The sequence below is a fragment of the Sporolituus thermophilus DSM 23256 genome (assembly GCF_900102435.1).
GTDB classification, from domain to species: Bacteria; Bacillota; Negativicutes; order Sporomusales; family Thermosinaceae; genus Thermosinus; species Thermosinus thermophilus.
The window spans coordinates 1-23,035 of record NZ_FNBU01000002.1; the positions used below are offsets into that span (position 1 = coordinate 1).

A 23,035-nucleotide genomic window follows, 5' to 3' on the forward strand; every position below is an offset into this window, starting at 1 on the left:
TTTTCGGCAAACTACCCAGCCAGGACGAAGCATCTTATCTTGTTTGATCAGCTGGTCCATTTTTTCTAAAACCGCCTTGACGATCGTGCGCCCTACGTCATGTAGTTTATTTTGTAACAGCCGCTCAAATTTCTGAAAATCCATCTCATACAATAAACGCTCAAATTCTTTCTCGTCTTCTCCCAACTTCGAAAGGATAACCTCTTTGATATATCGAATAAATACTGTCATGAAGACATCACCCCTGGGTAATCTTTTTGGATTACTCATCCCGTCGAAGGATGGTGATGTCTTCTTCTTTTTTCTTCCTCAAAAATCCTACAGTAATTTTACACTAACATTTTTATGGATTCTATAAGCGAAGTTTATGCTATACAAAACCGAACCAGAACTAAATTACCGTATGGTGCTTTAAACTTCCATAATAATCGGCAAAATCATCGGACGACGCCGCGTGCGTTCATAAAGAAATTTACCAAGGACATCACGTACATTGGACTTGATACTGGCCCATTCGGTCACGCCATTGAGCTCGCACCTTTCCAAGGTTTGGCGAACTTTTTCTTTAGCTTCATCCATCAACTGTTCTGACTCACGCACGTACACAAAACCTCTGGAAACAATGTCTGGACCGGCCAAAATCGAGCCGCGTTGTTTATCCATGGTAACAACCATGACAAGAATTCCGTCCTGCGATAACTGCCGACGGTCTCTGAGGACAATATTACCCACGTCGCCAACACCGAGACCATCGACCAGTACTTTTCCGGCTGTAATTTTACCGGCAATGCAGCCCTTCTCACGAGTAAACTCCAATACACTGCCGTTTTCGGTAACAAAAATATTCTCTTTAGGTATCCCCAATTCCTGAGCCAGCTTAGCGTGTTTAATAAGATGGCGATATTCTCCATGTACAGGTACAAAAAACTTCGGCCGGATTAGGTTGTGCATAAGTTTCAGTTCTTCTTGACTGGCATGACCGGAAACGTGAATGCCAGATGTCGCTTCATATACTACATCTGCTCCCTGGCGGAATAAATAATCAACAGTTCTGGCCACCAATTTTTCGTTTCCGGGAATGGGCGTAGCCGATATAATAACCGTATCTCCCGGCATAATTTCTACTTTTTTATGATCAGACATGGCCATACGGGTGAGAGCGGACATCGGTTCACCCTGGCTGCCGGTAGTTATGATGACAATACTTGAGGGCGGATAATTATTTATTTCATCAATATCAATAAGTACTCCTTCGGGAACGCGCAAATAGCCTAATTCCAACGCAATATTGACCACATTGATCATGCTTCGTCCCAGAATCGCTACTTTACGCTTATACTTACAGGCCGTGTCAATAGCTTGCTGGATACGGTGAACATTGGAAGAAAAGGTTGCAATAATAATACGCTCGCGAGTGGTACGAAACGTTTCGTCAAAAGTCATGCCTACCGAGCGCTCACTAGGCGTGTAACCGGGTCTTTCAGCATTGGTACTGTCGGCCAGCAGGACTAGTACCCCCTGATCCCCTAATTCGGCAAACTTGTGAAAATCTGTAACTTTACCATCCACTGGCGTTTGGTCTAGCTTAAAGTCGCCCGTGTGGACGATAGTACCGATAGGTGTTTTGATGGATAGTGCCACAGCGTCGGCGATACTGTGACTCACGCGGATGAAACCAACTTTAAAGATACCGATATCGATTTGGTCGCCTGGCTTTACCGGTATTAATTTTTCTCCGGCTACATTGTTTTCTCGTAGCCGTCCTTCCAAAATGCCCAGCGTTAATGGCGTGCCGTATACCGGGACATTTAGCTGCTTAAGGACATACGGAAGAGCCCCAATATGGTCTTCGTGCCCATGAGTCAGAACGATAGCCCGGACAAAATCCTTGTTTTCCAAAAGGTAGGTAATGTCTGGAATGACCAGATCAATACCCAGCATATCGTCTTCGGGAAACGCCAGCCCAGAATCTATCACCAGAATATCGTCACCATAGCGGATGACTGTCATGTTTTTGCCGATTTCCCCTAAACCGCCAAGCGGAATAATTTGAATTTTCTGCGGTTGTTTGGCCAAAAAAAGCTACACCTCCAAGATATTCCAATCAATTATTATCCGCCGCCCACTAAGTAAAAATAAAAATACGCCCGTTCCATCCACTTGGTTTTCATTATACAATATTTGCTAGCATATAACAAGTAGAAAACCTTGTGCCTACGGTTATTATACGCAAATCCCCCTCAGCAATACAAACCGCTCATCTCAAAGAGATGAGCGGTCAATGTTTTTACCATCCGTATTTATACCAGAACGCCTAAATCCCGCATGGCCTTTTGGATTTGTTCCCGTTCCGCTACCGTCGGTGGAACCAAAGGCAGCCGGAGCGGACCGGCGTTTAGCCCGATAAGGTTGACGGCTGTTTTAATAGGAATCGGATTGGTCGTTACAAAAATTACCTTAAAGAAAGGCATCAATTCGAGATGAATGGCCTGTGCCTTCGCCAGATTGCCACTAAAGAAAGCGGCAATCATCTCCTGCATGCGAGTGCCTACGATGTGAGAAGCTACACTGATAATGCCAGCGCCGCCAACGGCCAGTATGGGCAAAGTAAGGCTGTCATCGCCGCTGTACACTAAGAAATCACTAGGAGTAATGCGGACAATTTCTGATACTTGATCTAAACTGCCGCTTGCCTCTTTTACGGCTACAATGTTTTTGATTTCGGCCAGCCTGGCAATGGTAGCCGGTAAGATATTCGAACCGGTACGTCCGGGAACATTGTAGACAATCAGCGGCAACGCCGTTTCTTCGGCAATGGCCTTAAAGTGCTGGTAATATCCCTCTTGCGGCGGTTTGTTGTAATATGGGCCGACCAGCATTGCGCCATGAACACCAAGTTTTTCCGCCTCTTTTGTCAGGGCAATGGACGCGCGCGTATCATTGGAGCCCGTACCGGCAATAACGGTAGCTTTGTCGCCGACAGCTTCCAGAACAGTTGCGTACAGCTTGATTTTTTCTTCTTTGCTTAATGTTGCCGATTCCCCGGTGCTGCCGGCCACGACCAACCCGTCAGAACCGTTGGCTACAAGATATTTGGCCAGCTCGGCCGCCGCCTTATAGTTTACGCTGTAGTCATCATTAAACGGCGTCACCATCGCCGTGAGTACCCGCCCGAAGTTTTTCATAAAATTCCCTCCTCTTCAATTCGCCAGACCGAATTTTTCGTGAAGCGCCACTACGGCTTTATTAACATCCGCCTTTTTAACTAAAACGGAAATAGATGTATGCGAATCAACGGTTTGTAAAATAGGTATATTATTCCTGGACAAGGCTTCGACAAAGCTGGCCATTACCCCCGGTACTTCCCGCATACCACCGCCGACCACCGAAACTTTGGCACAGTCACCGACCATCTCCACGGCATAACCCAGACTGCGCAACTTGGCAGCTGCTTTTTCTGCCACATCTTCCATAACCGTAAACATAATTTGCCCAGGATGGACATTGATTAGGTCAACACTGATGCCACTGTCGGCCATGGCCTTAAACACTTTGAAGCTCTCATTGTGGGTGGTGGCTGCATCCAAAGTAATTTTGATCTGCGCAATATTCGGCAGGTACGTTACGCCGGTAGCCACTTTATCTGCAACGGCTGTTTCCTGCGTGTCGCCTTTTGCTGTGCTCGTTATTAAGGTGCCGGGAGCGTTAGAAAAAGTAGATTTAACCACTAACGGTATGTTTTTTTGCATTGCGATTTCCACGGCCCGCGGATGAATGACTTTTGCTCCCTGATGCGCTAACTGGCACACTTCGGCGTAAGTAATGGAATCTAAAATTTTAGCGTTGGTCACTATGCGCGGATCAGCAGTCATGATTCCGTCGACATCTGTGTATATCTCAACCATTTCGGCATTGAGAGCCGCTCCCAAAGCCGCCGCCGTAGTATCACTTCCTCCCCGCCCAAGCGTCGTGAATTCACCGTCGACAGTAACGCCCTGAAAGCCGCAAACCACTGGCGTTTTGCCCATCCTGAGCAAGCCCATCAATCGTGAAGGATCAACTTTTAAAATTCGACTGTTATTGAAATTATTATCGGTAATAACACCGGCCTGACCGCCGGTCAGCATGACCGCATCAATACCAGCTGCTTGCAGCGTGCCTGTCATGACTACCGCGGAGATGATTTCACCGCAATACATAATCAGATCTAGTTCGCGGGCAGCAATATGTTTGTATGCGGAGCGGGCAAGGTCAATCAGGGTATCGGTAGCATAATGGTCCCCTTTCCGCCCCATAGCGGAAACCACTACGACAGGACTAAACCCTTGCTCCATTGCGCTGTGAATTTTTTGGACAACAAGTTCTCTAACCTGGGAGGATGCGACCGAAGTCCCTCCAAATTTTTGCACAATTATACGCATCCGTCACACCTCATACTAATTTATGGTCAATCATGTACTCAGCAATTTGCAAGGCATTTAGGGCCGCTCCTTTGCGGATTTGATCCCCCACTACCCACATGTTGAGCCCATAAGTGACCGACTTATCGGGGCGAAGCCTGCCGACAAACACTTCATCGCGATTAGATGTATAAAGTGGCATTGGATAGAGCATTTCGGCGGGGTCATCCTGCACGATAACACCGGGAAAAGCGGCAAGGGCACTGCGTGCTTCCTCAACCGAGAGCGGCCCCGCTAATTCTAGGTTAATGGCTTCGGAATGACTGCGGTAAACAGGTACGCGAACCGTTGTAGCCGTAATGGCAATGCTATAATCGTTGAAAATTTTATGGGTTTCATGAACCATTTTCATTTCTTCTTTAGTGTAACCGTCTTCAACGAAAACATCAATCTGCGGTATCAGGTTAAAAGCAATCTGGTAGTGTTTGGGCAGGCTAGCGCTAGGCAGGATACGAGCCTCGACCGGGCGGTCTTCCATTATTGCCTTTACCTGGTCGGTTAATTCGTCGATAGCCTCTTTGCCGGCTCCGGAAACAGCCTGATAAGTAGAAACAACAACCCGTTTGATTTTTACTCGGTCGTAAATCGGTTTTAAGGCCATAGCCATAATAATCGTCGAGCAGTTTGGGTTGGCAATAATGCCTCTGTGATTTTTAATTGCTTCCGGATTTACTTCCGGGACAACAAGCGGTACATCGGGATCCATCCGGAAAGTGCTGGAATTGTCTATCACGACGGCGCCAGCTTTAACGGCTTCCGGAGCAAAAACCTTGCTGGCCGGTCCCCCGGCAAAAAGAGCAATTTGCACGTCTTTGAACGATTCGGCTTTTGCTTCTTCGACAGTATATGTTTCGCCCAAAACTTGCATCTGTTTGCCGGCAGACCTTTCGGAAGCAAGTAATTTTAACTTCCCCACCGGAAACTTACGCTCTTCAATTAGCTTAATAAATTCCTGTCCTACCGCACCGGTCGCTCCCAAGATTGCAACATTGTATTTCATAACTCTCGCCTCCTATTACTCAGTTCACTTCATAATGTTTTCCAGTCCGTAGACAAGTCCGTCGACGGTTAAAACCCGCTTGCACGCCAACAACACACCCGGCATGAAAGACTCACGGGAAATGGAATCATGGCGAATCGTTAACGTCTGCCCAAGACCACCGAAGATAACCTCTTGATGAGCCACATATCCGGGCAGTCGCACACTATGGATACGAATGCCTTCAAAATTGCCGCCACGGGAACCAGCCAGTTTTTCCACCTCGGCAGGATGTCCCTGATGCATACTGCCACGGTTCTGCATGATTAGCTCGGCCGTTCGCAGCGCTGTTCCTGACGGTGCATCCAGTTTTTGGTCGTGGTGCAGCTCAATAATTTCCACATGGGGGAAATATTTCGCAGCTTCCTGCGCCAGTTGCATCATAAGCACTGCGCCCACGGAAAAATTCGGGGAAATAATCGCATTTACACGACTTTGCTTGCATAATTCCCTTACTTCAGACACATCGGCCTCGCTAAGACCGGTAGTGCCGACTACGGGACAAACACCGTTTTTAATTGCGATACGGATATTGTTCATTACCGTATCGGGGTTTGTAAAATCAACCATAACCTGGGGTTTGGTTTCGTTAATGACCGTTTGCAGGTCGTTGCCAACGGTTACACCTATTTTGCCTGCACCGATCAGTTCACCGACATCATCAAAATTGGACTTGATGTCTACCGCACCTACAATGCTGAGTTGTTCGTCCCTATGTACTGCCTTCAAAACTTCGCGACCCATCTTCCCATAAGCTCCACACACCATTACCCGAATCATTACCTTTCACCTCCTATAAAAATAAGAAGCAGCCGGTGAACGCTATCTCACCGGCTGCCACTAGCAGACAGCCTTAAAGGGAACAAGAAACACTGGTGTTTCCCCGCCCTTAGTTGAGATAGCGCTCCACCAAAATTAACTTTGGTGACAGTGTTACACCTGTTCGGCGCAACACCAGCACGAAAGCTTGGCACTCTTTCGTACTTCGGCGGTCATCCCTTTCCTTTCAGATCCTGGACGCCACTCTCCCTGAAAGTACTCTTGAGGACCGCACCTCTACTCACCCTGCGCAGGTTTATTATTCATTTTACGTTCATTGTATAATAATGGTTACACCAGTGTCAAACATATTTAAAAAAATTTATTATTTTTCCTACCGGGCATTATGACTTTCTACGTCCCGAGCACCATTTTGCCGGAGAACTTGGGCCGCTTGCTGTACTTTCGTCGCATCAGACCGGATTACCGCTAAAATTCCGCCTTCAGCAACATGCTGCTCATAGCGCCGGCTCACCTCTGCCGGAATACCCCAGTCGATCAACCCTCCGGCAATACCCCCTGCTACCGCGCCGCTCAATGCCGCGGCAATAGGTCCGGCAGCAACGATCGGTCCAATACCAGGAATAGCAAGCGCTCCTGCCCCTACCATGAGACCGCCGATCCCACCCAATGTTCCGCCGGTAAGAGCGCCATCGGTAATATCGTCATCAACAAATTCAGTGTTATTTTGCCTTTTACGTTCTTTGGAGACAACATTGATTTCTTCCGTAGAAAACCCCTGGTTACGCAGTTCGCTTACCGCTTTTTCAGCCTGTTGGTGGGAATCAAAGACCCCGATAACCATTTTTACATTCTGACCACCGGTGCCAGTTTTAGCGGCTTGACCTTGAACAGCCGATTGTGTCACTGCCTGCGACTGCATGGATGTAGTTTGAGTCTTGGCATAACTTGTAACAACATTGTTTGTTGTACCTTGATTTTGTTGATTTGTATTGTTTGGTGCCATGGTATGCCCTCCTAACATTAATTGTATTACAATTTAATGTTAGTCTTCCCACCATCGCTTTTAATATTCGTCTTCGTAACGCTCGCGTCGCATACTACCAGCGTACAGGCGGTCAATGGCGTTGTTCAAGTCGACAATAACGACCTCATCGCCAATCCGTTTAATGGCATGCCACGGAATTGTCGAACTCCGGTTGTCACTGAAGAAACTGAATAACCCGCCACGGGTAGGTAATATTAGAGCGTTTATCCGCCCGGTTTTACTATCAAAAGTTAATTCACATTCATCAATTATGCCGAGACGGGTACCGTCACCAAGATTAATTACTTCTTTCCCTGATAGTTCACTTAGACGCATAGTATCCTCCCTCTATAAGTTCTATTTATGTAAAAGAAGGTAGAGTTTTAGAAACAGCGGCTGAATAATGGCTACGCCCAAGGAAATTAGCGCCAACGGGTCGATAGCGACAGTCAAAAGTCCCACCGTTGAAGGTATTTCCAATTTTAAAAAAGACACAAGCATAATCAGTGAAAGATATATTCCGCCTGCGGTCGCCACCAGTTCCTGTACGGCAAGCGAAACCGGCGACGGTTTGGTCTTGTTTTCATCAAGCATTTGCCGGAAACGGCACGCCCTAAGCCACAATGACCATGCTATTAGCAGCGTAAGAAGGATAATAAGGCCAATGGCATACATGTAGTCCCCCCCTACATACTTCTAACAAATGGATATGCAGAGAGACAAAATTTATGTCAAAAAGAAAAAACGGCCAAATGGCCGCTGTCTATGTTCCCGTGCTTCCTATTCCTCCTATCCTGGTAGCTCCTGCTATACGGTCGTTGTCAACCAACATGTATTTATTAAAAATGCCCTGCGCAATACGCGTTCCTTTCGCAATTTGCACCGCTTGCGTCCCATGATTGAATACTGCGAGGATAATATGTCCTTCGTTGGTTGGATTATTATAATAATCGGCGTCAATAATACCTTGACCATTAATCAGACTTAAACCGTGCTTGACGGCCAGGCTTGACCGGATATGAATGCTCAAATACTCATCTGGCAGCATATAGGCTTTTAACCCGGTCGGAATAAGCGTAACCGTCTGAGGCGCAGCAACGACATCCTCCGCGGCTGCGAAATCATAACCGGCACTGGCCGCTGTCTGCCGCCGCGGAAGCACAATGCCTTTGTCAATATAGCTCGATACTATTTCAAAACCTCTTTGGCGCATGAACTTACTCCTAAATTTTTAATTCCGGCAATGCCATTTCTTTTACAGGCCCCAAGGTAGTCAGCGACAACGCGCCGGAACCAAACAACCTATTAATGATGTTTCGCAGATCGTCCGCCGTAACTTGGTCAATCTTTTCAACCACTTCATCCAGGGTTATATATTTGCCAAGCGTAATTTCCATTTTACCAATTCGCGACATGCGGCTACTGGAACTCTCTAGACCTAAAAGCAGGTTGCCTTTAAGCTGTTCTTTGGCCCTAACCAATTCTTCGTCCGAAACCCCGTTAGCCTTTAAATCTGCCAGATTTTGCAAAATGATTTCCAGAACTTGCGGCGCATTGGCCGGACGGGTGCCCGCGTAAACAGTAAATAACCCGGCATCACTGTAATTAGTTTGATAGGAATAGACAGAGTAAGCAAGACCGCGCTCCTCGCGAATTGTTTGAAAGAGTCTTGAGCTAATCCCGCCACCCAAAATGTTATTTAAAACATGAACAGCATATATTTCCGGGGCGTCTTGCGGAACACTTGCCGCACTAAGACAAAGGTGAACCTGTTCCGTTTCCTTGGGACACACCTTACTCACAGGTGTAAATGTAGGCTTATCCAAAATAAGTTGTCGTTTTGTTCCCGTCAAGTGTCCAAGATAACGCTCTGCTAATTCGACCAGTTCGTCATGAGCCAGGTTACCGGCCGCAGTAACGACGATGTTATCTGGACGGTAAAAATCATCATAATAGTCAAGTACCCGTCGCTGGTCAAATCTACTAATAGAAGACAATGTGCCCAAGATATTACGCCCTAAGGGATGACCAGGCCAAACGTGATCAAGATGCAAATCATGCACTAGTTCGTCGGGTGAGTCCTCGTACATCTTAACTTCTTCCAAGACTACTTCGCGTTCGCGCTTAATATCTTCTGGGTCGAATTTAGATGCGAGCAGCATGTCGCTCAGAATGTCAATAGCCAAGTCAAGATGACTGTCAATGACTTTGATATAATAACAAGTATATTCTTTGGCGGTAAAGGCGTTAAGCTGGCCGCCTACTGCGTCTACCATTTCAGCGATTTCTTTGGCTGAACGTTGATGGGTACCTTTAAACATTAAGTGTTCAATAAAATGAGAAATACCATGGTTATCATCTTGTTCATTGCGTGAGCCGGTACCCACCCAGATACCGAGCGTAACAGACTTTACGTAAGGAATCGACTCTGATATGACCCTGATGCCGTTGTCTAACAATGTCTTACGGTACATATATAGCTCCTTCTCCATATAGTATCTCAGTTAAATTCTGCCGTTTCGGGAAAAATCCTTCCGGTTGCCATTATTATATTTCCCTTAGGCAAGAAAAAACAGAGATGTCCAACTAGCGACATCTCTGTTGGCACTTTATTTGCTATTCTTATTAAAATAGCGGACAATCCCGTTATAAATTCCTTGAGCAATGCTGTTGCGATAGGAATCATCCTGGAGCTTTTTAGCTTCCTGTTCATTGGTGACAAAGCCCATTTCAACCAAAATACTGGGCATCGAGGTATTGCGCAGTACATAGAAGGTGGCAGGCGCCACGCCCTTGTCTACGGCGTTTGTGGACTCAATTAGCGCGCTTTGCACTTCTAAGGCCAATGACTGCGAACGGCCGCTGGGATAGAAGGTCATCGCGCCGGCGATACGAGGGTCGGGATTGGAGTTTGAATGAACACTTACAAAAATATCAGCATGATTTGCTTCGGCAATATCCACTCTTGCTTGCAATTCTTCGCCTAAAGAGCTACCTTCCGGTGCTACCGTACGGTCTGTACTGCGAGTCATGATGACTTTGGCCCCGGCACGAGCAAGTTTATCCCGAAGTTTTAAGGCCACAGCCAGGTTATTATCCGCTTCACGGGTATTAAAAGCAACAGCACCAGGATTGCTACCGCCGTGGCCGGGGTCGACGACAATTACCTTGCCGCGCAGCACGCCTGTATCCTGTATCGGACCGGAAGAAGACGGCGGCAGAGGAGTAACTTTTATTGGCGAAGTCGAGGCGGGTGCTTCCGCTTTTCCACCATTGAAAATATTTAAGATCGGTCCCAAGATTTTGTTAAATAATAGGTCAAACAATTTTTCAAACAGGTTAACGCCTTTACCGTCAGTAGGCGCCGTAGAGGCAGTTAGCGTTTTCAATACATCATCAACCGGAGCGGCATGCGCACTTTGAACAGGAGCCAAAAGACCTACTACCAGAACACACAGTAAGCAGTATGATATTATCTTTAGATAATTCACGTAAAACCTCCTAAATATGTTTTAGTGTCTATTGTTTTAATAACTTTGCTTTTAAGACCGACCAGTAATTGGGATCTTCATCGCCCAGTTTCCATAGGGCAGCACCGGCCAGGTCATACTTGTTAATTAAGTCTAGTTTGTAATGCAGGCTCCGGCTGTTTTCAAACCAGACCTGATGAGCGAGTCCGTCCGCGCCGGTGTAAGTAAAATGTGGCGATTTAGAAGGTTCGTCCCACTGCAACACGACATTATATCGCTTTACCAGATCCATAACATTAGCGTAAGTCAAGCTTTTAACGCCCTTGTTCGACCAGTCGTAGCCGTAGGTAGCGATGCCAAGATATAACTTGTGTTTGGGGATAAACTGTAAAGCGTATTGAATGCTCTGTTCCACCCAGCGGATATCGGCAATGGGACCAGCATCACTCCACATACCATGGTTGTCATAGGTCATAATCATAATTTTGTCAGCATACTTACTGAGAGCTGTATAGTCATAAGCGTAAGCCACGTCTTTCTGTTCATCCTGTTTGGGAAAAACGTCAATGGTAACAAGATAGCCCTGCGGTTTTAACCGAGCCGACAACTCCTTCATAAAAGCAGTCAAATTTTCACGGTCTTCGGGCGGAACCATTTCAAAATCTATATTTACACCGTCAAGGTTAAATTTTTTGATGTATGCCTCTAGGCTATCAATGGCTTTGCTACGCAAACTTGGATCGGATAAAACGGTGTGTATGGGAGAGTTAACGGAGTTATCTTGTTTGGCATTATTGACGAGAAGCAGAACCGAAATATTATGACGGTGAGCAAAGTCAACCACCGCTGCATGGTCGCGACCGCCCCGGTCGGTTACCGAACCGTCCGCTTGCAGCGTGGCCCAGAAAGGGGCAATAGTTTTCACGGCATCGGTATTGGCGGAAAGGGAGTTAAAGGAAGCCTTATCGCCACTCCACCATTCAGCGTAAAAACCGACAATCTCTTTTGCGCCGGGGTGTATCAACCCGCTTGGCAGACCGATTTTATCGGCGGCCCGAGAAGCACCGTTAAACAATTTGTCCAGGAACTTACCCAAAAAGAGACCGAGGAGAAGGTCAACCAGACCTTGTCCGGAAGAGGACGTCTGCCCTAATAAATCGGCAATAGAAGCAGCTTGTACAGGAGCCAGTGGTACTAACATGGCAAATACAAAACTGGCAAGCATCAACCAAGTTATCTGAACTTTATATTTGAACATTTCTCGACCTCCCTTTGTTTACCTGGATATTATGATAACTTTTTATGTAAACATACTACCATATTTACGCCATTATAGCAATAAAAAAAACAGGCCTAATTCTGCCTGTTTAACTTATTTGATTATATCTGAAACCGTAGTAATTATATATCCCTTAGCAGTAATTTCTTTAATAAGAACGGGTAAAGCCTTGGCCGTTACTTCCGTAGGGTGCATAAGGACAATGGCTCCATTATGTATTTTTTTCATTACCCTATTCCTGATTACTTCTTCTGATGGTTTTTTCCAGTCAATAGTATCAACACTCCACATTATTGTCGTATATCCCAGCTCGGCTGCCGCACTTAACACAGTATCATTATATTCTCCGTAAGGAGGGGCATAGAGCGTGGTTTTTATACCTGTCACTTCTTGAATAAGGTTTTCAGTCCGCAAAATCTGTTCCTGATTTTGCCGTTTAGACAAACTGTTGGGATGGGGGTGGCTGAAGGAATGGTTGCCCAATTCATGACCGCGTTTAGCCAGTTCTTTGAGCATATCCGGATATCGCTTACCCCAACTTCCCCCAATAAAAAAGGTTATTTTTATATTATGCTGATCAAAGGTATCCAGCATGGCTGGAAGGAATTCTTCGCCCCAAAAAACGTTGCAAGCAAAGGCGACTTTTGGTTGGTTTAGGTTGCCATGAAATATTGGCTGCGGCTTCGAAGCACTTATCGTGTTGATAAGCAAAGGTTGCAAGGCGCCTGCCAGCATGGCGACAGTAAGAAAGACACTCGTTGCCAAAAACATATACCAATTGGGCAAGCGTTTAATAATAATCCATCGCCATTTCAACGGTATCACCTCTTCCTTACAAGTGTATTATCCAACACCTCAATTAATGAAAATAAAAAACATAAACCCGAAGAGGTTTATGTTCTTTCTGGGTGATATATTTTTTGCTGCATTTTGCCGATCTAATCATTATTTTTGCTATCGCGCTCAGCCTTGAGAAGTTCTTTACGAGATAGATTTATCCGTCCCTGCCGGTCAATTTCGGTAACCTTTACGAGAATCTCATCGCCTACTTTCACAACATCCTCTACCTTGTTAACACGCTCGCGCGCTAGTTGCGAGATGTGCACCAACCCTTCCTTGCCTGGCAAAATCTCAACAAAGGCCCCGAAATTCATCAGGCGGGTAACCTTCCCCATGTAAACGCCACCCACTTCTACGTCGCGTACAAGGTTCTCGATGATACGAACTGCCTTTTTGCCGGCTTCCACATCAACAGCGGCGATAAAGACCTTGCCATCATCCTCGATGTCAATCGTAACACCGGTTTCATCAATAATCTTCTTGATCGTTTTTCCACCCGGACCGATAACATCACGAATCTTGTCGGGATCAATTTCCATGGTAATAATTCTGGGAGCATAAGGCGATAGTTCGGGTCTAGGTTCTTTGATAACTTCCAACATCTTATCTAAGATAAACAACCGGCCGCGGCGAGCCTGTTCCAGAGCGTCAGCCAAAATTTCTTTCGTGATGCCAGAAATTTTAATATCCATTTGAATAGCAGTTACACCCTTGGCTGTACCGGCTACTTTGAAGTCCATGTCGCCGAGAGCATCTTCAATTCCCTGGATATCGGTAAGAATGGTGTAATGATCGCCTTCCTTCACGAGCCCCATGGCTACGCCGGATACAGGAGCCTTGATCGGCACCCCGGCATCCATGAGGGACAAAGTGCTGCCACATACGCTCCCCATCGAAGTTGAACCGTTAGATTCCAAGACTTCCGACACCAGCCGGATAGTATACGGGAATTCCGTTTCCGGGGGAATTACCGGTAGCAGTGCCCGTTCTGCCAGCGCCCCATGCCCGATTTCCCGCCGTCCAGGCCCGCGGGCAGGTCTCGTTTCCCCTACACTAAATGCCGGAAAGTTGTAATGATGCATATAGCGTTTAGACTCTTCGACACCAAGCCCATCCAAAATCTGTTCGTCGCCAATAGCCCCTAGAGTTGTTACCGTCAACACCTGCGTTTGGCCGCGTGTAAACAAACCTGAGCCATGTGTCCGCCGCAGCAAGCCTACTTCACAGCTTATTGGCCGAATTTCATCTAGCTGCCGACCGTCCGGTCTTACTTTGTCGATGGTAATCATTTTCCGGACGATTTCTTTGAGAACTTTTTGCATAACGTAGGCAATATCCTTGGCGTTGTCCGGATATAACAGTAAAAAGTGCTCGGTCGCTTCGGCCTTCACCTGTTTGATTTGCTCTTCCCGCGCTAATTTGTCGGGATTGGTAACGGCATTTTTTAGTTTTTCGGTAACATATTCGCGCACGGCGGCATCGATTTCAGGCGGTACTTCATAGAGAGGAATTTCCCGCTTAGGTTTGCCGACCTCGGCAACTATTTTTTCCTGAAAAGCAACAATCTCCCGGATAATATCATGGCCAAAAGCTATCGCGTCCAATATAACTTTTTCCGGCACTTCGTTGGCACCGGCTTCGACCATCAGTACTGCATCCTTGGTGCCGGCAACGACGAGGTTGAGGTCGCTACGATCTTGTTGTTCCACCGTAGGGTTGATAACAAACTGCCCGTCAACCCTGCCTACCCGTACGCCGCCAATTGGGCCGTTAAAGGGAATATCGGAAATGGAAAGCGCGCACGAAGCCCCAATCATGGCCGGAATATCCGGTGGGTTGTCCTGATCCACGGAAAGCACGGTAGCAACTACATGGACATCATTCCGGAATCCTTCAGCGAATAACGGTCGAATTGGCCGGTCAATCAAACGACCGGCGAGGATGGCTGCTTCGCTGGGACGTCCTTCACGCTTAATAAATCCGCCCGGTATTTTGCCGACAGAATATAGTCTTTCCTCGTAGTCTACCGTCAAAGGAAAAAAGTCGATGCCTTGCCTGGGCTCTGCAGAAGCGGTAGCTGTCACTAGAACGGCCGTGTCGCCATAGCGAATTAGGACGGCGCCATTTGCCTGTTTTGCCATTTTGCCCGTTTCTACAACCAGCGCCCTTCCCGCAAGCTGCATCTGAAAAGTTTGCATATTCGGTTTTCCTCCTCTGAACCCCTTTTCTCTTTACCAAAGTTTAACTGTTCGACATTTTTTTTATTATTCCCTCTTTTATAAGCCGCTAAACTTAAAAAATAAGCAAAAAAGCGGGAAAAACCCGCTTTTGTTTATTTTCTGAGGTTGAGTTTTTCAATGATGGAACGATAACGCTCAATGTCGTTGTCCCGCAGATAATTCAGCAAGCCTCTACGTTGACCAACCATCTTTAGAAGGCCACGGCGCGAATGATGGTCTTTTTTGTGCTCTTTGAGATGCTCGGTCAGGTAGTTAATTCGCTCGGTGAGAATAGCAATCTGCACCTCAGGTGAGCCTGTATCGGCTTCGTGAAGACGGTACTTCTGAATAATCTGCTGTTTTTGTTCCGGCGTCAACATATAGTCACCTCCTTTATTTCGCTATCCCCATAGCCAAGACAATCGTCGGAGCTTCGACTATCCTCGCTAAGGTTCTACTCCTATGTACACCAAAGAGATAAGCTCTCGCATACATAAGTTAATAAAATTTTACCATAAAGTGAGATCCCTGTAAAGGCTAAACACCAGGAAAGGCTTGATGGTAGGTGCGTGCCATTTGAATATCCTGGCTGATCTGGCGTTTTAATTCGTCGGCGTTGGCAAAAACCATTTCACCGCGTAAACGTTCCCAAAATGTAACCGTTACGGTTTTGCCATATAAGCTTCCTTCAAAACCAAAAAGAAATACCTCTACACGCCGATGTTGGCCGTTAAAAGTTGGGTTGCGCCCTACGTTGGCCACGCCATCATAATATATATCCCCAACCAAAAGTCGTACGGCATAAACCCCGTCGGCGGGCAGCAACATGCCTTCGGCCGTTTTAATATTTGCTGTGGGGTAGCCTAGAATACGTCCGCGGGCTTCTCCATGCACCACTTCTCCCGAAAGAAGCGGTGGACGGCCAAGAAACTTCCTGGCTTCAGCCACTTTTCCGGCGGCAATAAGGCTACGAATGTAAGTACTGCTAACAAGTTTATCATCTATGCACACGGCTTGTTCAATTTGAACGGAAAAACCTGCCTTAGCACCAATTTCTTTGAGTGTTTCCGGAGTACCGGCGCTTTTATAGCCAAAAGTATAATTCGGTCCTACGACTATGTGAACAGGAGATAAATGCTTCACTAATAAGTTTACGAACTCATAGGGCGATAATTTTAAAAACGTAGCTGTAAATGGAATACTAACAAGAAGATCAACACCTAGTTCTTCAATCAACCGAGCCTTGTCTTCCTGCGTTAGTAAGAAGGGTGGACACCGCTCAGGAGCTACAATTGATAACGGATGGTTGCTGAAAGTAAATACCACACTGCTGCCGCCTGCGACTCTGGCCAATTCCACGGCGCTGCGAATGATCCGCTGATGGCCAATATGGATTCCGTCAAACGTGCCAAGCGCAATAGCCGTTTTTGAGTAAACTCGACCCAAGTCGCCGATTTGGGTAACAATTTTCATAGTAATCTCCCCGTGTTTAACCCTAATATGACTAAGTTAGTCACCGGAATTAGTGCACACGATTTTAACAGGTCGCAGCGGCGCCCCAGGTCCTTTTTTTTCGCCTATGCCGATAAACTGCTTCTGGTCATTATATAATCGCATCATTCCCTGATTACAGCAATCTATCCGGACTGCCTGGCCTTGGACAACAGCTTTGGCTTGCGCCGCCGTCAGAAAAACAGGCGGAAGATAAGCAACGGCCGAATCGGGCGCCTGTAAGGCCCGTTCTTTTTTCTCAGTAATTTCTTCGAGCGTTAAGGCCTCAGTTAGTTGAAAATTGCCAACCCGGGTACGGACCAAAAAGGACATCACCGCCGGACAGCCGAGACGACGGCCTATATCAGTGCAGAGCGTCCGGATATAGGTGCCTTTGGAGCAGTCTACATCGAAATATATTCTTGATTCCTGGACAGTAATAAGCTGAATTTTGTTAATTTTGATCCGGCGCGGTTGACGCTCGACAGTAATGCCTTGGCGCGCCAAATCATAAAGTTTTTTGCCCCCGATTTTGATTGCCGAGTACATGGGCGGAACTTGCTCAATTTCGCCTGTAAATTCTTGCAAGAGAGCATCAAGATCGCTATTAGGCGGCAAGACACATGGAGCAGTACGGATAATATTCCCCGTATCATCGCCCGTATCGGTTTCACGGCCGACAGTCATTTCTACCCGGTAACTTTTGTCAGCGTCAGCGGTATACTCTATGAGTCGCGTCGCGGCACCGACAAATACAGGAAGTACACCTGCCGCGGCTGGGTCAAGCGTACCGGCGTGGCCCACGCGTTTTACACCGTAAAGACGACGAACGAAAGCAACAGCATCATGCGAAGTCATTCCAGGCGGTTTCAAAATATTGAGAATGCCTTCGGCCATATTCTCACTCCTGTAAGGCGCGGATGGCTGCTTGAAAAACCTTGTCTTTAACAACTGTTAAAGAACCCCGTATCGTGCAACCAGCCGCACGAGCGTGACCGCCTCCGCCAAATAACAAGGCCAGTTTGCTTACATCGGTCTTGCGGGAACGGAAGCTAACGCGTACTGTCTCCTCATCAATAACTTTAAACATTACAGCAAGCTCTACGCCTTCAATGTTGCGGGGGTAGTTGATAAAACCCTCAGTATTTTCCGCCCCGTCAGCATAAGTATCAACGGTTATCGCGGCAATTCGCCCGTCATGATGTAGTTCTAGGGTGTCCAACGCTTTCGTAAGGGCAACAATACTATCTAGCGGCTTTGTCTCCAGGTTCTCAGAAATAATATGGGGTTGAGCGCCTTTTTCTACAAGCTCAGCAGCATAACGCAGCGTCGTTGCCGTTGTATTTGCATAACGGAAAAATCCACAATCGGTAGCAATAGCCGTAAAAAGACAGCAAGCCACGACGGCGTCAACCGGTAAATTTAGCATTTTGAGCAGTTCAAAAACGATTTCTCCTGTTGCCGCCGCCTGACTGTCCACATACCAGTAATCAGCAAACTTCGTATTGGAAATATGATGATCAATATTTAAAATTGGCGCCTTTACAACTTCTTTGACTCGCCCAATCCGTTCTTCATCGCTAGCATCGAGGACAACTAACAGTTCAACGCCGTCATAAAACGTTACCGGCCGACGTATTTCATCATATCCAGGTAAAAATTGGTACATTGCTGGCACAGCATCATCGAGCAGCATAGTAACTTCTTTACCTGTCCGACGCAAACAGGAATAAAGCGCCAACATTGAACCCAAGCAATCGCCATCGGGATGAATATGGGCCGTCAGCACCAGACGCCCAGCCTGGCTTATTTTGACAGCAGCATCGTAGAGCGAGATTTCCATATTCACTGACTCTCTTCTTGTTTGATTTTGTTTAACAATTCTTGTATCCGCGCACTGTACTGCAGCGATTCATCCAAGTGCAAGGATAATTCGGGAACGTGCCGAATGCCAAGATGTCTGCCAATCTCTGTTCTAATGTATCCCAAGGCTCTGTGGAGTCCGGCCCATGTTTCCGCTTTTTCTTCATCGGAACCCATGAGGCTGAGAAAAATTTTAGCATAGCGTAAATCGCCGGATACCTCGACACCGGTAACCGTAACGAAACCAATGCGTGGGTCTTTAAGTTCTGTCAGAATGATTTTACTGACTTCCTGTTTTATAAATTCCTGCATCTTTTCGACGCGCAACTGTCCCATGTTTAACCACTCCCAGGGGCAGACTATTTAACCACTTCCATGGTAAAGGCTTCAATAATATCGCCAACCTTAATATCGCGATACCTTTCGATAGTAATACCACACTCAAAACCGGCGGCTACTTCCTTAACATCATCCTTAAAACGACGCAGCGACTCAACCTTTCCTTCATGTACGACAATTCCGTTCCGAATAACGCGTACTTGCGAGGAATTGGTAATTTTCCCCTCCAATACATAAGAACCGGCAACAAGGCCTTTCGGAATGGAAATGACTTGCCGCACCTCTACCCGGCCCTGGAGAACTTCCTTGTATTCCGGGGCAAGCATACCTGTCATGGCAGCTTCGACGTCATTGATAGCATCGTAAATAACGCGATAGGTGCGAATATCTACCTTCTCGGTTTCAGCCGCTTTTCGCGCGTTGGCATCAGGACGAACATTAAAACCAATAATCAGGGCATTTGATGCCGAAGCAAGCATAACATCTGATTCATTAATGGCGCCAACACCGCCGTGAACAATATTAACACGTACCTCTTTGTTCTTCAGATTGACCAACGCCTGGCGCAAAGCCTCAACTGATCCCTGCACATCAGCCTTTATGACAATATTGAGATCTTTAATATTGCCTTCTTGAATTTGTTTGAACAAATCGTCAAGGGAAACTTTCTGCGCTTGCTGAAGTTCTTCGGAGCGCTTTTTGGCAAGACGCTTTTCCGCAACGCTCCGCGCTTTCTTTTCATCATCGACGGCTACCAATATATCCCCGGCTTGGGGAACATCGGACAGACCAAGCACTTCAACCGGAGTAGCAGGCTCGGCTTTCTTGACCTTGTCGCCCCGATCGTTCACCATTGCCCGCACCTTACCATAAGCCGTTCCGGCAATGATAATATCGCCGACGCGAAGCGTGCCTTTTTGAACGAGAACGGTAGCCACCGGCCCCCTGCCTTTGTCCAGTTGTGCTTCGATAATAGTACCGTAAGCAGGACGGTTAGGATTAGCCTTAAGTTCCTGCATTTCGGCAACCAGCAAAATCATTTCCAGCAGGTCGGCAAGACCCGTCTTTTTCAACGCCGAGACAGGTACCATGATCGTATCGCCGCCCCAATCTTCGGCGATAAGCCCGTGTTCGGCCAATTGCTGTTTGACGCGGTCAGGGTTAGCTCCCGGGCGGTCTATTTTGTTAATCGCTACAATTATTGGCACCTTAGCGGCTTTGGCATGATTAATCGCTTCAATCGTCTGCGGCATTACCCCATCGTCAGCGGCCACAACAAGGATGGCAATATCGGTCACCTGCGCGCCGCGGGCCCGCATGGCCGTGAACGCCTCATGGCCTGGCGTATCTAAAAAGACAATTTTTTTCCCTTGATAGTTGACCTGATAAGCGCCAATATGTTGCGTAATTCCCCCGGCTTCAGTGGCCGTCACATGGGTCTGACGTATTGCATCCAGAAGTGATGTTTTACCATGATCGACATGCCCCATAATCGTAACTACCGGCGGCCGCGGCAACAGGCTATCGGGGTCGTCTTCAATTTCGGGAATTTCCGTAGGATCTTCTTCTGGCGGTAGTTCCTCAACTTTTACGCCAAACTCTTCCGCCAAAATCGTAGCCGTATCTAAATCAACTTCTTGGTTGATAGTAGCCATGACGCCAAGCATCATTAGTTTTTTAATAACTTCGCTGACCTCACGGCCTAACTTGCCGGCCAGTTCTTTAACAGTCAGCGGCTCTCCGAGCTTAATTATCTTCGGTTTCGGCGGTTCGGCTTTCACGGTAGATACCGGTGCTGACGGCTTAGTGTTGGTACTCCCTGCGGCATGTTGGTCTTTACCCTGCTGTTGTTTGGGGCCGTTGGCGCCCCGCTTTTTATTATTGTTGGCCTGAACTGGTCGCCGTGCCCCCTCGTTATACCGCGTGCCACTATCCTGATGCGAACCGGTTGGCCGCTGACCGGGTGTTTGCTGCGGGCGCTGTGGTTGAGGTGACTGTTGTCCCCGCAAATTCTGCTGCGGCATCTGCTTCGAACGTTGGGGGCTATGCTGCTGATTACGCTGCTGATTGTGCTGGTTATACTGAGTTTGACGATTTTGCTGATTTGACTGGTTTTGTTGATTTTGCTGTTTCGGGCGCGACTGCTGCCCGGTATGACCAGCAGGCTTGGTTTGCTGCTTGGAACTAGACTGCCCGCTCCTTGCTTCCGGGGTACGCTGGTCGGCTTCACCAACTTGGGAACGATGCGGTTCACTACTATGCCGTTTTTCAATGCCCGAGCGGGACTGTCTTGTCAAACCATTCCGCCCCGGTGCTTCTCCCGCGTCTATCTGAGATATCCTTTCGCCATCGGCCGGTTTGGAACCATTATTTTTTTCCGCTGCCGGCGCTACGCCGGCCTTACGTGCAAATGTCCGGTCGATAACAGCCTTAGCAGCGTCGTCGACGCTGCTCATATGATTTTTTGCCGTAATATTATTGCGAGCTAAAATATCTATGATGACCTTGCTAGTTGTGTTATATTCCTTGGCAAGTTCATATATCCTGTATTTGGACATTGATCCACCCCCATTTTCTTTCTCTCCCGGAATATTAGTCCGACAATAACTCAAGCAGAGCCTTGCTGAAGCCATCATCAGTCACAGCCACGGCAGCGCGCGCACTTTTGCCAAGTGCGAAACCAAGTTTTTCCTTTGACAATTTAACCGAAAGCGGCACCTGATAATAGGTTGCCATGTCCCGGTACTTTTTTTGAGTTCCGTATGACGCATCTTCCGCCACCAGCAGTAGCTTAACCTGACGGGACCGGACTGCCTTTTCCACAGCAAATTCTCCGGATATAACCTTTTTGGCTCTTTGCGCTAAACCTAATAGTGAAATAATCTTTTGTTCATTCATGGCTATTAAAGCGTGCTCGTAATTCTTCGTAAATAAGCGGTTCGATTGAGTGTTTCAATGCCCGTTCCAGCCGTTTTTCTTTAAAAGCCTTGGTAAAGCATTGCTCATTATTGCAAAGATAGGCGCCCCGACCTGCCTTTTTCCCGGTAGTATCAATGAGAACCTCCCCGGTTGGCGTGCGAACCACCCTGATTAGTTCCTTTTTGTTTTTCATCTCTTGGCAGCCAACACAAACGCGTTGTGGAACTTTTTTTTGTTTCATTTTTTGTTTCCTCCACTATCACGTGGTCGACTGGACTTGCGACTCACTCTTAATATCAATTTTCCAGCCTGTTAATTTAGCGGCCAGCCGGGCATTTTGACCTTCTTTGCCGATTGCCAAGGATAATTGATAATCCGGGACTACTACCTTAGAAACTTTTTCTGTTTCATTTACTTCCACCGAAATAACTTTAGCCGGGCTTAGGGCGTTGGCAATAAATTTAGCCGGATCGCTGTTCCATTTTACAATATCAATTTTTTCGCCCCTCAGCTCGTTAACAATAGTCTGAACCCTCATGCCCTTATGACCAACACACGCACCAACCGCATCCACGTTTTCATCCCGGGAATGAACAGCGATTTTAGAACGCATACCCGGTTCGCGGGCTACTGACTTAAGTTCAACAACACCATCGTGAATTTCCGGTACTTCCAGTTCAAACAACCGCTTCAACAGCCCGGGATGGGTGCGGGAAACCAAGATCTGCGGCCCTTTTGTCGTTTTCTTTACTTCTATTATGTATGTTTTTAACCGATCCCCGTGCTTATACACTTCCCCGGGGATTTGCTCCGAAGGCGTCAAAATAGCCTCGGCCTTGCCCAAATCAATATAAACGTTTTTCTGTTCAATACGCTGGACAATGCCTGTCACGATATCGCTTTCCCGGTTAGAAAATTCCTCGTAAATAATGCCGCGCTCCGCTTCCCGAATCCGCTGTACGACCACCTGCTTAGCCGTCTGGGCGGCTATTCGTCCGAAATCTTTGGGTGTTACCTCAATTTCCACAACATCATCCAGCTCATACCGTACATCAATGGCCCTCGCCTCTTCCAGCGACATCTCAAGCCTGGGGTCTTTGACAACTTCTACCACTGTCTTACGGGCATAAACATGAATTTCGCCTGTTGTACGGTCAAGAGAAACCCGCACGTTCTGTGCCGAACCGAAGTTCCGTTTATAAGCCGAAATAAGGGCTGCCTCAATAGCGTCAAACAAAATTTCGGGCGCAATTCCTTTTTCCTTCCCTAGCTGTTCAAAAGCTTGCATAAATTCCGCATTCACCATAAC

Annotated in this window: 23 protein-coding genes, 1 pseudogene and 1 riboswitch; all 24 genes and pseudogenes read right to left on the minus strand. The window is 47.1% G+C overall.

The genetic code is table 11. From position 1 onward, the window contains the following. Nucleotides 1–231, minus strand: a pseudogene (locus BLQ99_RS01250) (ISLre2 family transposase); the annotation flags it as partial. 180 nt (nucleotides 232–411) lie between these two features. Next, nucleotides 412–2,076 carry a ribonuclease J gene (locus BLQ99_RS01255; RefSeq protein WP_093687358.1) on the minus strand — a complete coding sequence of 555 codons (1,665 nt, stop codon included), beginning with the start codon at nucleotides 2,074–2,076 and terminating at the stop codon, nucleotides 412–414. Between the two features lie 224 nt (nucleotides 2,077–2,300). Continuing rightward, a complete protein-coding gene (dapA, locus tag BLQ99_RS01260) occupies nucleotides 2,301–3,185 on the minus strand; it encodes a 4-hydroxy-tetrahydrodipicolinate synthase (protein WP_093687360.1) in 885 nt (294 codons plus the stop codon). Between the two features lie 15 nt (nucleotides 3,186–3,200). Then, complete coding sequence (gene dapG / locus BLQ99_RS01265; protein ID WP_245690207.1) at nucleotides 3,201–4,409, minus strand: aspartate kinase; 1,209 nt, start codon at nucleotides 4,407–4,409, stop codon at nucleotides 3,201–3,203. Nucleotides 4,410–4,431: 22 nt separating this feature from the next. After that, nucleotides 4,432–5,460: an aspartate-semialdehyde dehydrogenase gene (locus BLQ99_RS01270; protein ID WP_093687364.1), complete on the minus strand. Its 1,029-nt coding sequence runs from the start codon at nucleotides 5,458–5,460 to the stop codon at nucleotides 4,432–4,434. Nucleotides 5,461–5,484: 24 nt separating this feature from the next. After that, complete coding sequence (gene dapB, locus BLQ99_RS01275) at nucleotides 5,485–6,279, minus strand: 4-hydroxy-tetrahydrodipicolinate reductase (protein WP_093687366.1); 795 nt, start codon at nucleotides 6,277–6,279, stop codon at nucleotides 5,485–5,487. A 111-nt stretch (nucleotides 6,280–6,390) separates the two neighbouring features. Beyond that, nucleotides 6,391–6,566, minus strand: a riboswitch (Lysine riboswitch). Between the two features lie 86 nt (nucleotides 6,567–6,652). Beyond that, the gene (locus BLQ99_RS01280; protein ID WP_093687368.1) at nucleotides 6,653–7,285 is read right to left on the minus strand and encodes a general stress protein; all 633 of its coding nucleotides are present in this window, start codon (nucleotides 7,283–7,285) and stop codon (nucleotides 6,653–6,655) included. A 60-nt stretch (nucleotides 7,286–7,345) separates the two neighbouring features. Further along, nucleotides 7,346–7,642, minus strand: a complete 297-nt coding sequence (locus BLQ99_RS01285) for a YlmC/YmxH family sporulation protein (RefSeq protein WP_093687370.1) — start codon at nucleotides 7,640–7,642, stop codon at nucleotides 7,346–7,348. A 21-nt stretch (nucleotides 7,643–7,663) separates the two neighbouring features. After that, nucleotides 7,664–7,981: a hypothetical protein gene (locus tag BLQ99_RS01290; protein WP_093687372.1), complete on the minus strand. Its 318-nt coding sequence runs from the start codon at nucleotides 7,979–7,981 to the stop codon at nucleotides 7,664–7,666. Nucleotides 7,982–8,069: 88 nt separating this feature from the next. Next, nucleotides 8,070–8,519, minus strand: coding sequence for a dCTP deaminase/dUTPase family protein (locus BLQ99_RS01295; protein ID WP_093687373.1), 450 nt, complete (start codon nucleotides 8,517–8,519; stop codon nucleotides 8,070–8,072). Nucleotides 8,520–8,529: 10 nt separating this feature from the next. Then, nucleotides 8,530–9,780: a M16 family metallopeptidase gene (locus BLQ99_RS01300; protein WP_093687375.1), complete on the minus strand. Its 1,251-nt coding sequence runs from the start codon at nucleotides 9,778–9,780 to the stop codon at nucleotides 8,530–8,532. A 135-nt stretch (nucleotides 9,781–9,915) separates the two neighbouring features. Further along, a complete protein-coding gene (locus BLQ99_RS01305; RefSeq protein WP_093687377.1) occupies nucleotides 9,916–10,797 on the minus strand; it encodes an N-acetylmuramoyl-L-alanine amidase family protein in 882 nt (293 codons plus the stop codon). A 28-nt stretch (nucleotides 10,798–10,825) separates the two neighbouring features. After that, complete coding sequence (locus tag BLQ99_RS01310; protein WP_093687379.1) at nucleotides 10,826–12,034, minus strand: glycosyl hydrolase family 18 protein; 1,209 nt, start codon at nucleotides 12,032–12,034, stop codon at nucleotides 10,826–10,828. A 114-nt stretch (nucleotides 12,035–12,148) separates the two neighbouring features. Then, nucleotides 12,149–12,880, minus strand: coding sequence for a polysaccharide deacetylase family protein (locus BLQ99_RS01315; RefSeq protein ID WP_245690208.1), 732 nt, complete (start codon nucleotides 12,878–12,880; stop codon nucleotides 12,149–12,151). Nucleotides 12,881–12,993: 113 nt separating this feature from the next. Beyond that, a complete protein-coding gene (locus tag BLQ99_RS01320) occupies nucleotides 12,994–15,093 on the minus strand; it encodes a polyribonucleotide nucleotidyltransferase (protein ID WP_093687381.1) in 2,100 nt (699 codons plus the stop codon). A gap of 134 nt (nucleotides 15,094–15,227) precedes the next feature. Then, nucleotides 15,228–15,494, minus strand: a complete 267-nt coding sequence (gene rpsO, locus BLQ99_RS01325; protein ID WP_007289924.1) for a 30S ribosomal protein S15 — start codon at nucleotides 15,492–15,494, stop codon at nucleotides 15,228–15,230. A gap of 157 nt (nucleotides 15,495–15,651) precedes the next feature. Further along, nucleotides 15,652–16,587: a bifunctional riboflavin kinase/FAD synthetase gene (locus BLQ99_RS01330; RefSeq protein WP_093687383.1), complete on the minus strand. Its 936-nt coding sequence runs from the start codon at nucleotides 16,585–16,587 to the stop codon at nucleotides 15,652–15,654. Nucleotides 16,588–16,623: 36 nt separating this feature from the next. Beyond that, nucleotides 16,624–17,502 (minus strand): tRNA pseudouridine(55) synthase TruB, encoded by an 879-nt coding sequence (truB, locus tag BLQ99_RS01335; RefSeq protein WP_093687385.1) that lies wholly within the window; start codon nucleotides 17,500–17,502, stop codon nucleotides 16,624–16,626. Nucleotides 17,503–17,506: 4 nt separating this feature from the next. After that, nucleotides 17,507–18,448 carry a DHH family phosphoesterase gene (locus BLQ99_RS01340; protein ID WP_093687387.1) on the minus strand — a complete coding sequence of 314 codons (942 nt, stop codon included), beginning with the start codon at nucleotides 18,446–18,448 and terminating at the stop codon, nucleotides 17,507–17,509. 2 nt (nucleotides 18,449–18,450) lie between these two features. Beyond that, on the minus strand, nucleotides 18,451–18,804 hold the full coding sequence (rbfA, locus tag BLQ99_RS01345) for a 30S ribosome-binding factor RbfA (protein WP_093687389.1): 354 nt from the start codon (nucleotides 18,802–18,804) through the stop codon (nucleotides 18,451–18,453). Between the two features lie 23 nt (nucleotides 18,805–18,827). Continuing rightward, complete coding sequence (gene infB / locus BLQ99_RS01350) at nucleotides 18,828–21,365, minus strand: translation initiation factor IF-2 (protein WP_093687391.1); 2,538 nt, start codon at nucleotides 21,363–21,365, stop codon at nucleotides 18,828–18,830. Nucleotides 21,366–21,399: 34 nt separating this feature from the next. Then, on the minus strand, nucleotides 21,400–21,705 hold the full coding sequence (locus BLQ99_RS01355; RefSeq protein WP_093687393.1) for a L7Ae/L30e/S12e/Gadd45 family ribosomal protein: 306 nt from the start codon (nucleotides 21,703–21,705) through the stop codon (nucleotides 21,400–21,402). Continuing rightward, nucleotides 21,698–21,967, minus strand: coding sequence for an RNase P modulator RnpM (gene rnpM, locus BLQ99_RS01360; protein ID WP_093687395.1), 270 nt, complete (start codon nucleotides 21,965–21,967; stop codon nucleotides 21,698–21,700). Before rnpM ends, BLQ99_RS01355 begins: the two co-directional genes overlap by 8 nt. An 18-nt stretch (nucleotides 21,968–21,985) precedes the next feature. Then, nucleotides 21,986–23,029, minus strand: a complete 1,044-nt coding sequence (gene nusA / locus BLQ99_RS01365; protein ID WP_093687397.1) for a transcription termination factor NusA — start codon at nucleotides 23,027–23,029, stop codon at nucleotides 21,986–21,988. Nucleotides 23,030–23,035: the final 6 nt, after the last annotated feature.

Bases quoted from the DNA above. Each gene is read 5' to 3' on its own strand.
- dapB (WP_093687366.1), bottom strand. From the start codon at position 6,279: ATGATTCGGGTAATGGTGTGTGGAGCTTATGGGAAGATGGGTCGCGAA.
- BLQ99_RS01290 (WP_093687372.1), bottom strand. From the start codon at position 7,981: ATGTATGCCATTGGCCTTATTATCCTTCTTACGCTGCTAATAGCATGG.
- BLQ99_RS01270 (WP_093687364.1), bottom strand. From the start codon at position 5,460: ATGAAATACAATGTTGCAATCTTGGGAGCGACCGGTGCGGTAGGACAG.
- BLQ99_RS01300 (WP_093687375.1), bottom strand. From the start codon at position 9,780: ATGTACCGTAAGACATTGTTAGACAACGGCATCAGGGTCATATCAGAG.
- rpsO (WP_007289924.1), bottom strand. From the start codon at position 15,494: ATGTTGACGCCGGAACAAAAACAGCAGATTATTCAGAAGTACCGTCTT.
- BLQ99_RS01355 (WP_093687393.1), bottom strand. From the start codon at position 21,705: ATGAATGAACAAAAGATTATTTCACTATTAGGTTTAGCGCAAAGAGCC.
- rnpM (WP_093687395.1), bottom strand. From the start codon at position 21,967: ATGAAACAAAAAAAAGTTCCACAACGCGTTTGTGTTGGCTGCCAAGAG.
- dapA (WP_093687360.1), bottom strand. From the start codon at position 3,185: ATGAAAAACTTCGGGCGGGTACTCACGGCGATGGTGACGCCGTTTAAT.
- BLQ99_RS01285 (WP_093687370.1), bottom strand. From the start codon at position 7,642: ATGCGTCTAAGTGAACTATCAGGGAAAGAAGTAATTAATCTTGGTGAC.
- BLQ99_RS01330 (WP_093687383.1), bottom strand. From the start codon at position 16,587: ATGAAAATTGTTACCCAAATCGGCGACTTGGGTCGAGTTTACTCAAAA.
- infB (WP_093687391.1), bottom strand. From the start codon at position 21,365: ATGTCCAAATACAGGATATATGAACTTGCCAAGGAATATAACACAACT.
- BLQ99_RS01295 (WP_093687373.1), bottom strand. From the start codon at position 8,519: ATGCGCCAAAGAGGTTTTGAAATAGTATCGAGCTATATTGACAAAGGC.
- BLQ99_RS01340 (WP_093687387.1), bottom strand. From the start codon at position 18,448: ATGGAAATCTCGCTCTACGATGCTGCTGTCAAAATAAGCCAGGCTGGG.
- BLQ99_RS01320 (WP_093687381.1), bottom strand. From the start codon at position 15,093: ATGCAAACTTTTCAGATGCAGCTTGCGGGAAGGGCGCTGGTTGTAGAA.
- truB (WP_093687385.1), bottom strand. From the start codon at position 17,502: ATGGCCGAAGGCATTCTCAATATTTTGAAACCGCCTGGAATGACTTCG.
- BLQ99_RS01310 (WP_093687379.1), bottom strand. From the start codon at position 12,034: ATGTTCAAATATAAAGTTCAGATAACTTGGTTGATGCTTGCCAGTTTT.
- BLQ99_RS01280 (WP_093687368.1), bottom strand. From the start codon at position 7,285: ATGGCACCAAACAATACAAATCAACAAAATCAAGGTACAACAAACAAT.
- rbfA (WP_093687389.1), bottom strand. From the start codon at position 18,804: ATGGGACAGTTGCGCGTCGAAAAGATGCAGGAATTTATAAAACAGGAA.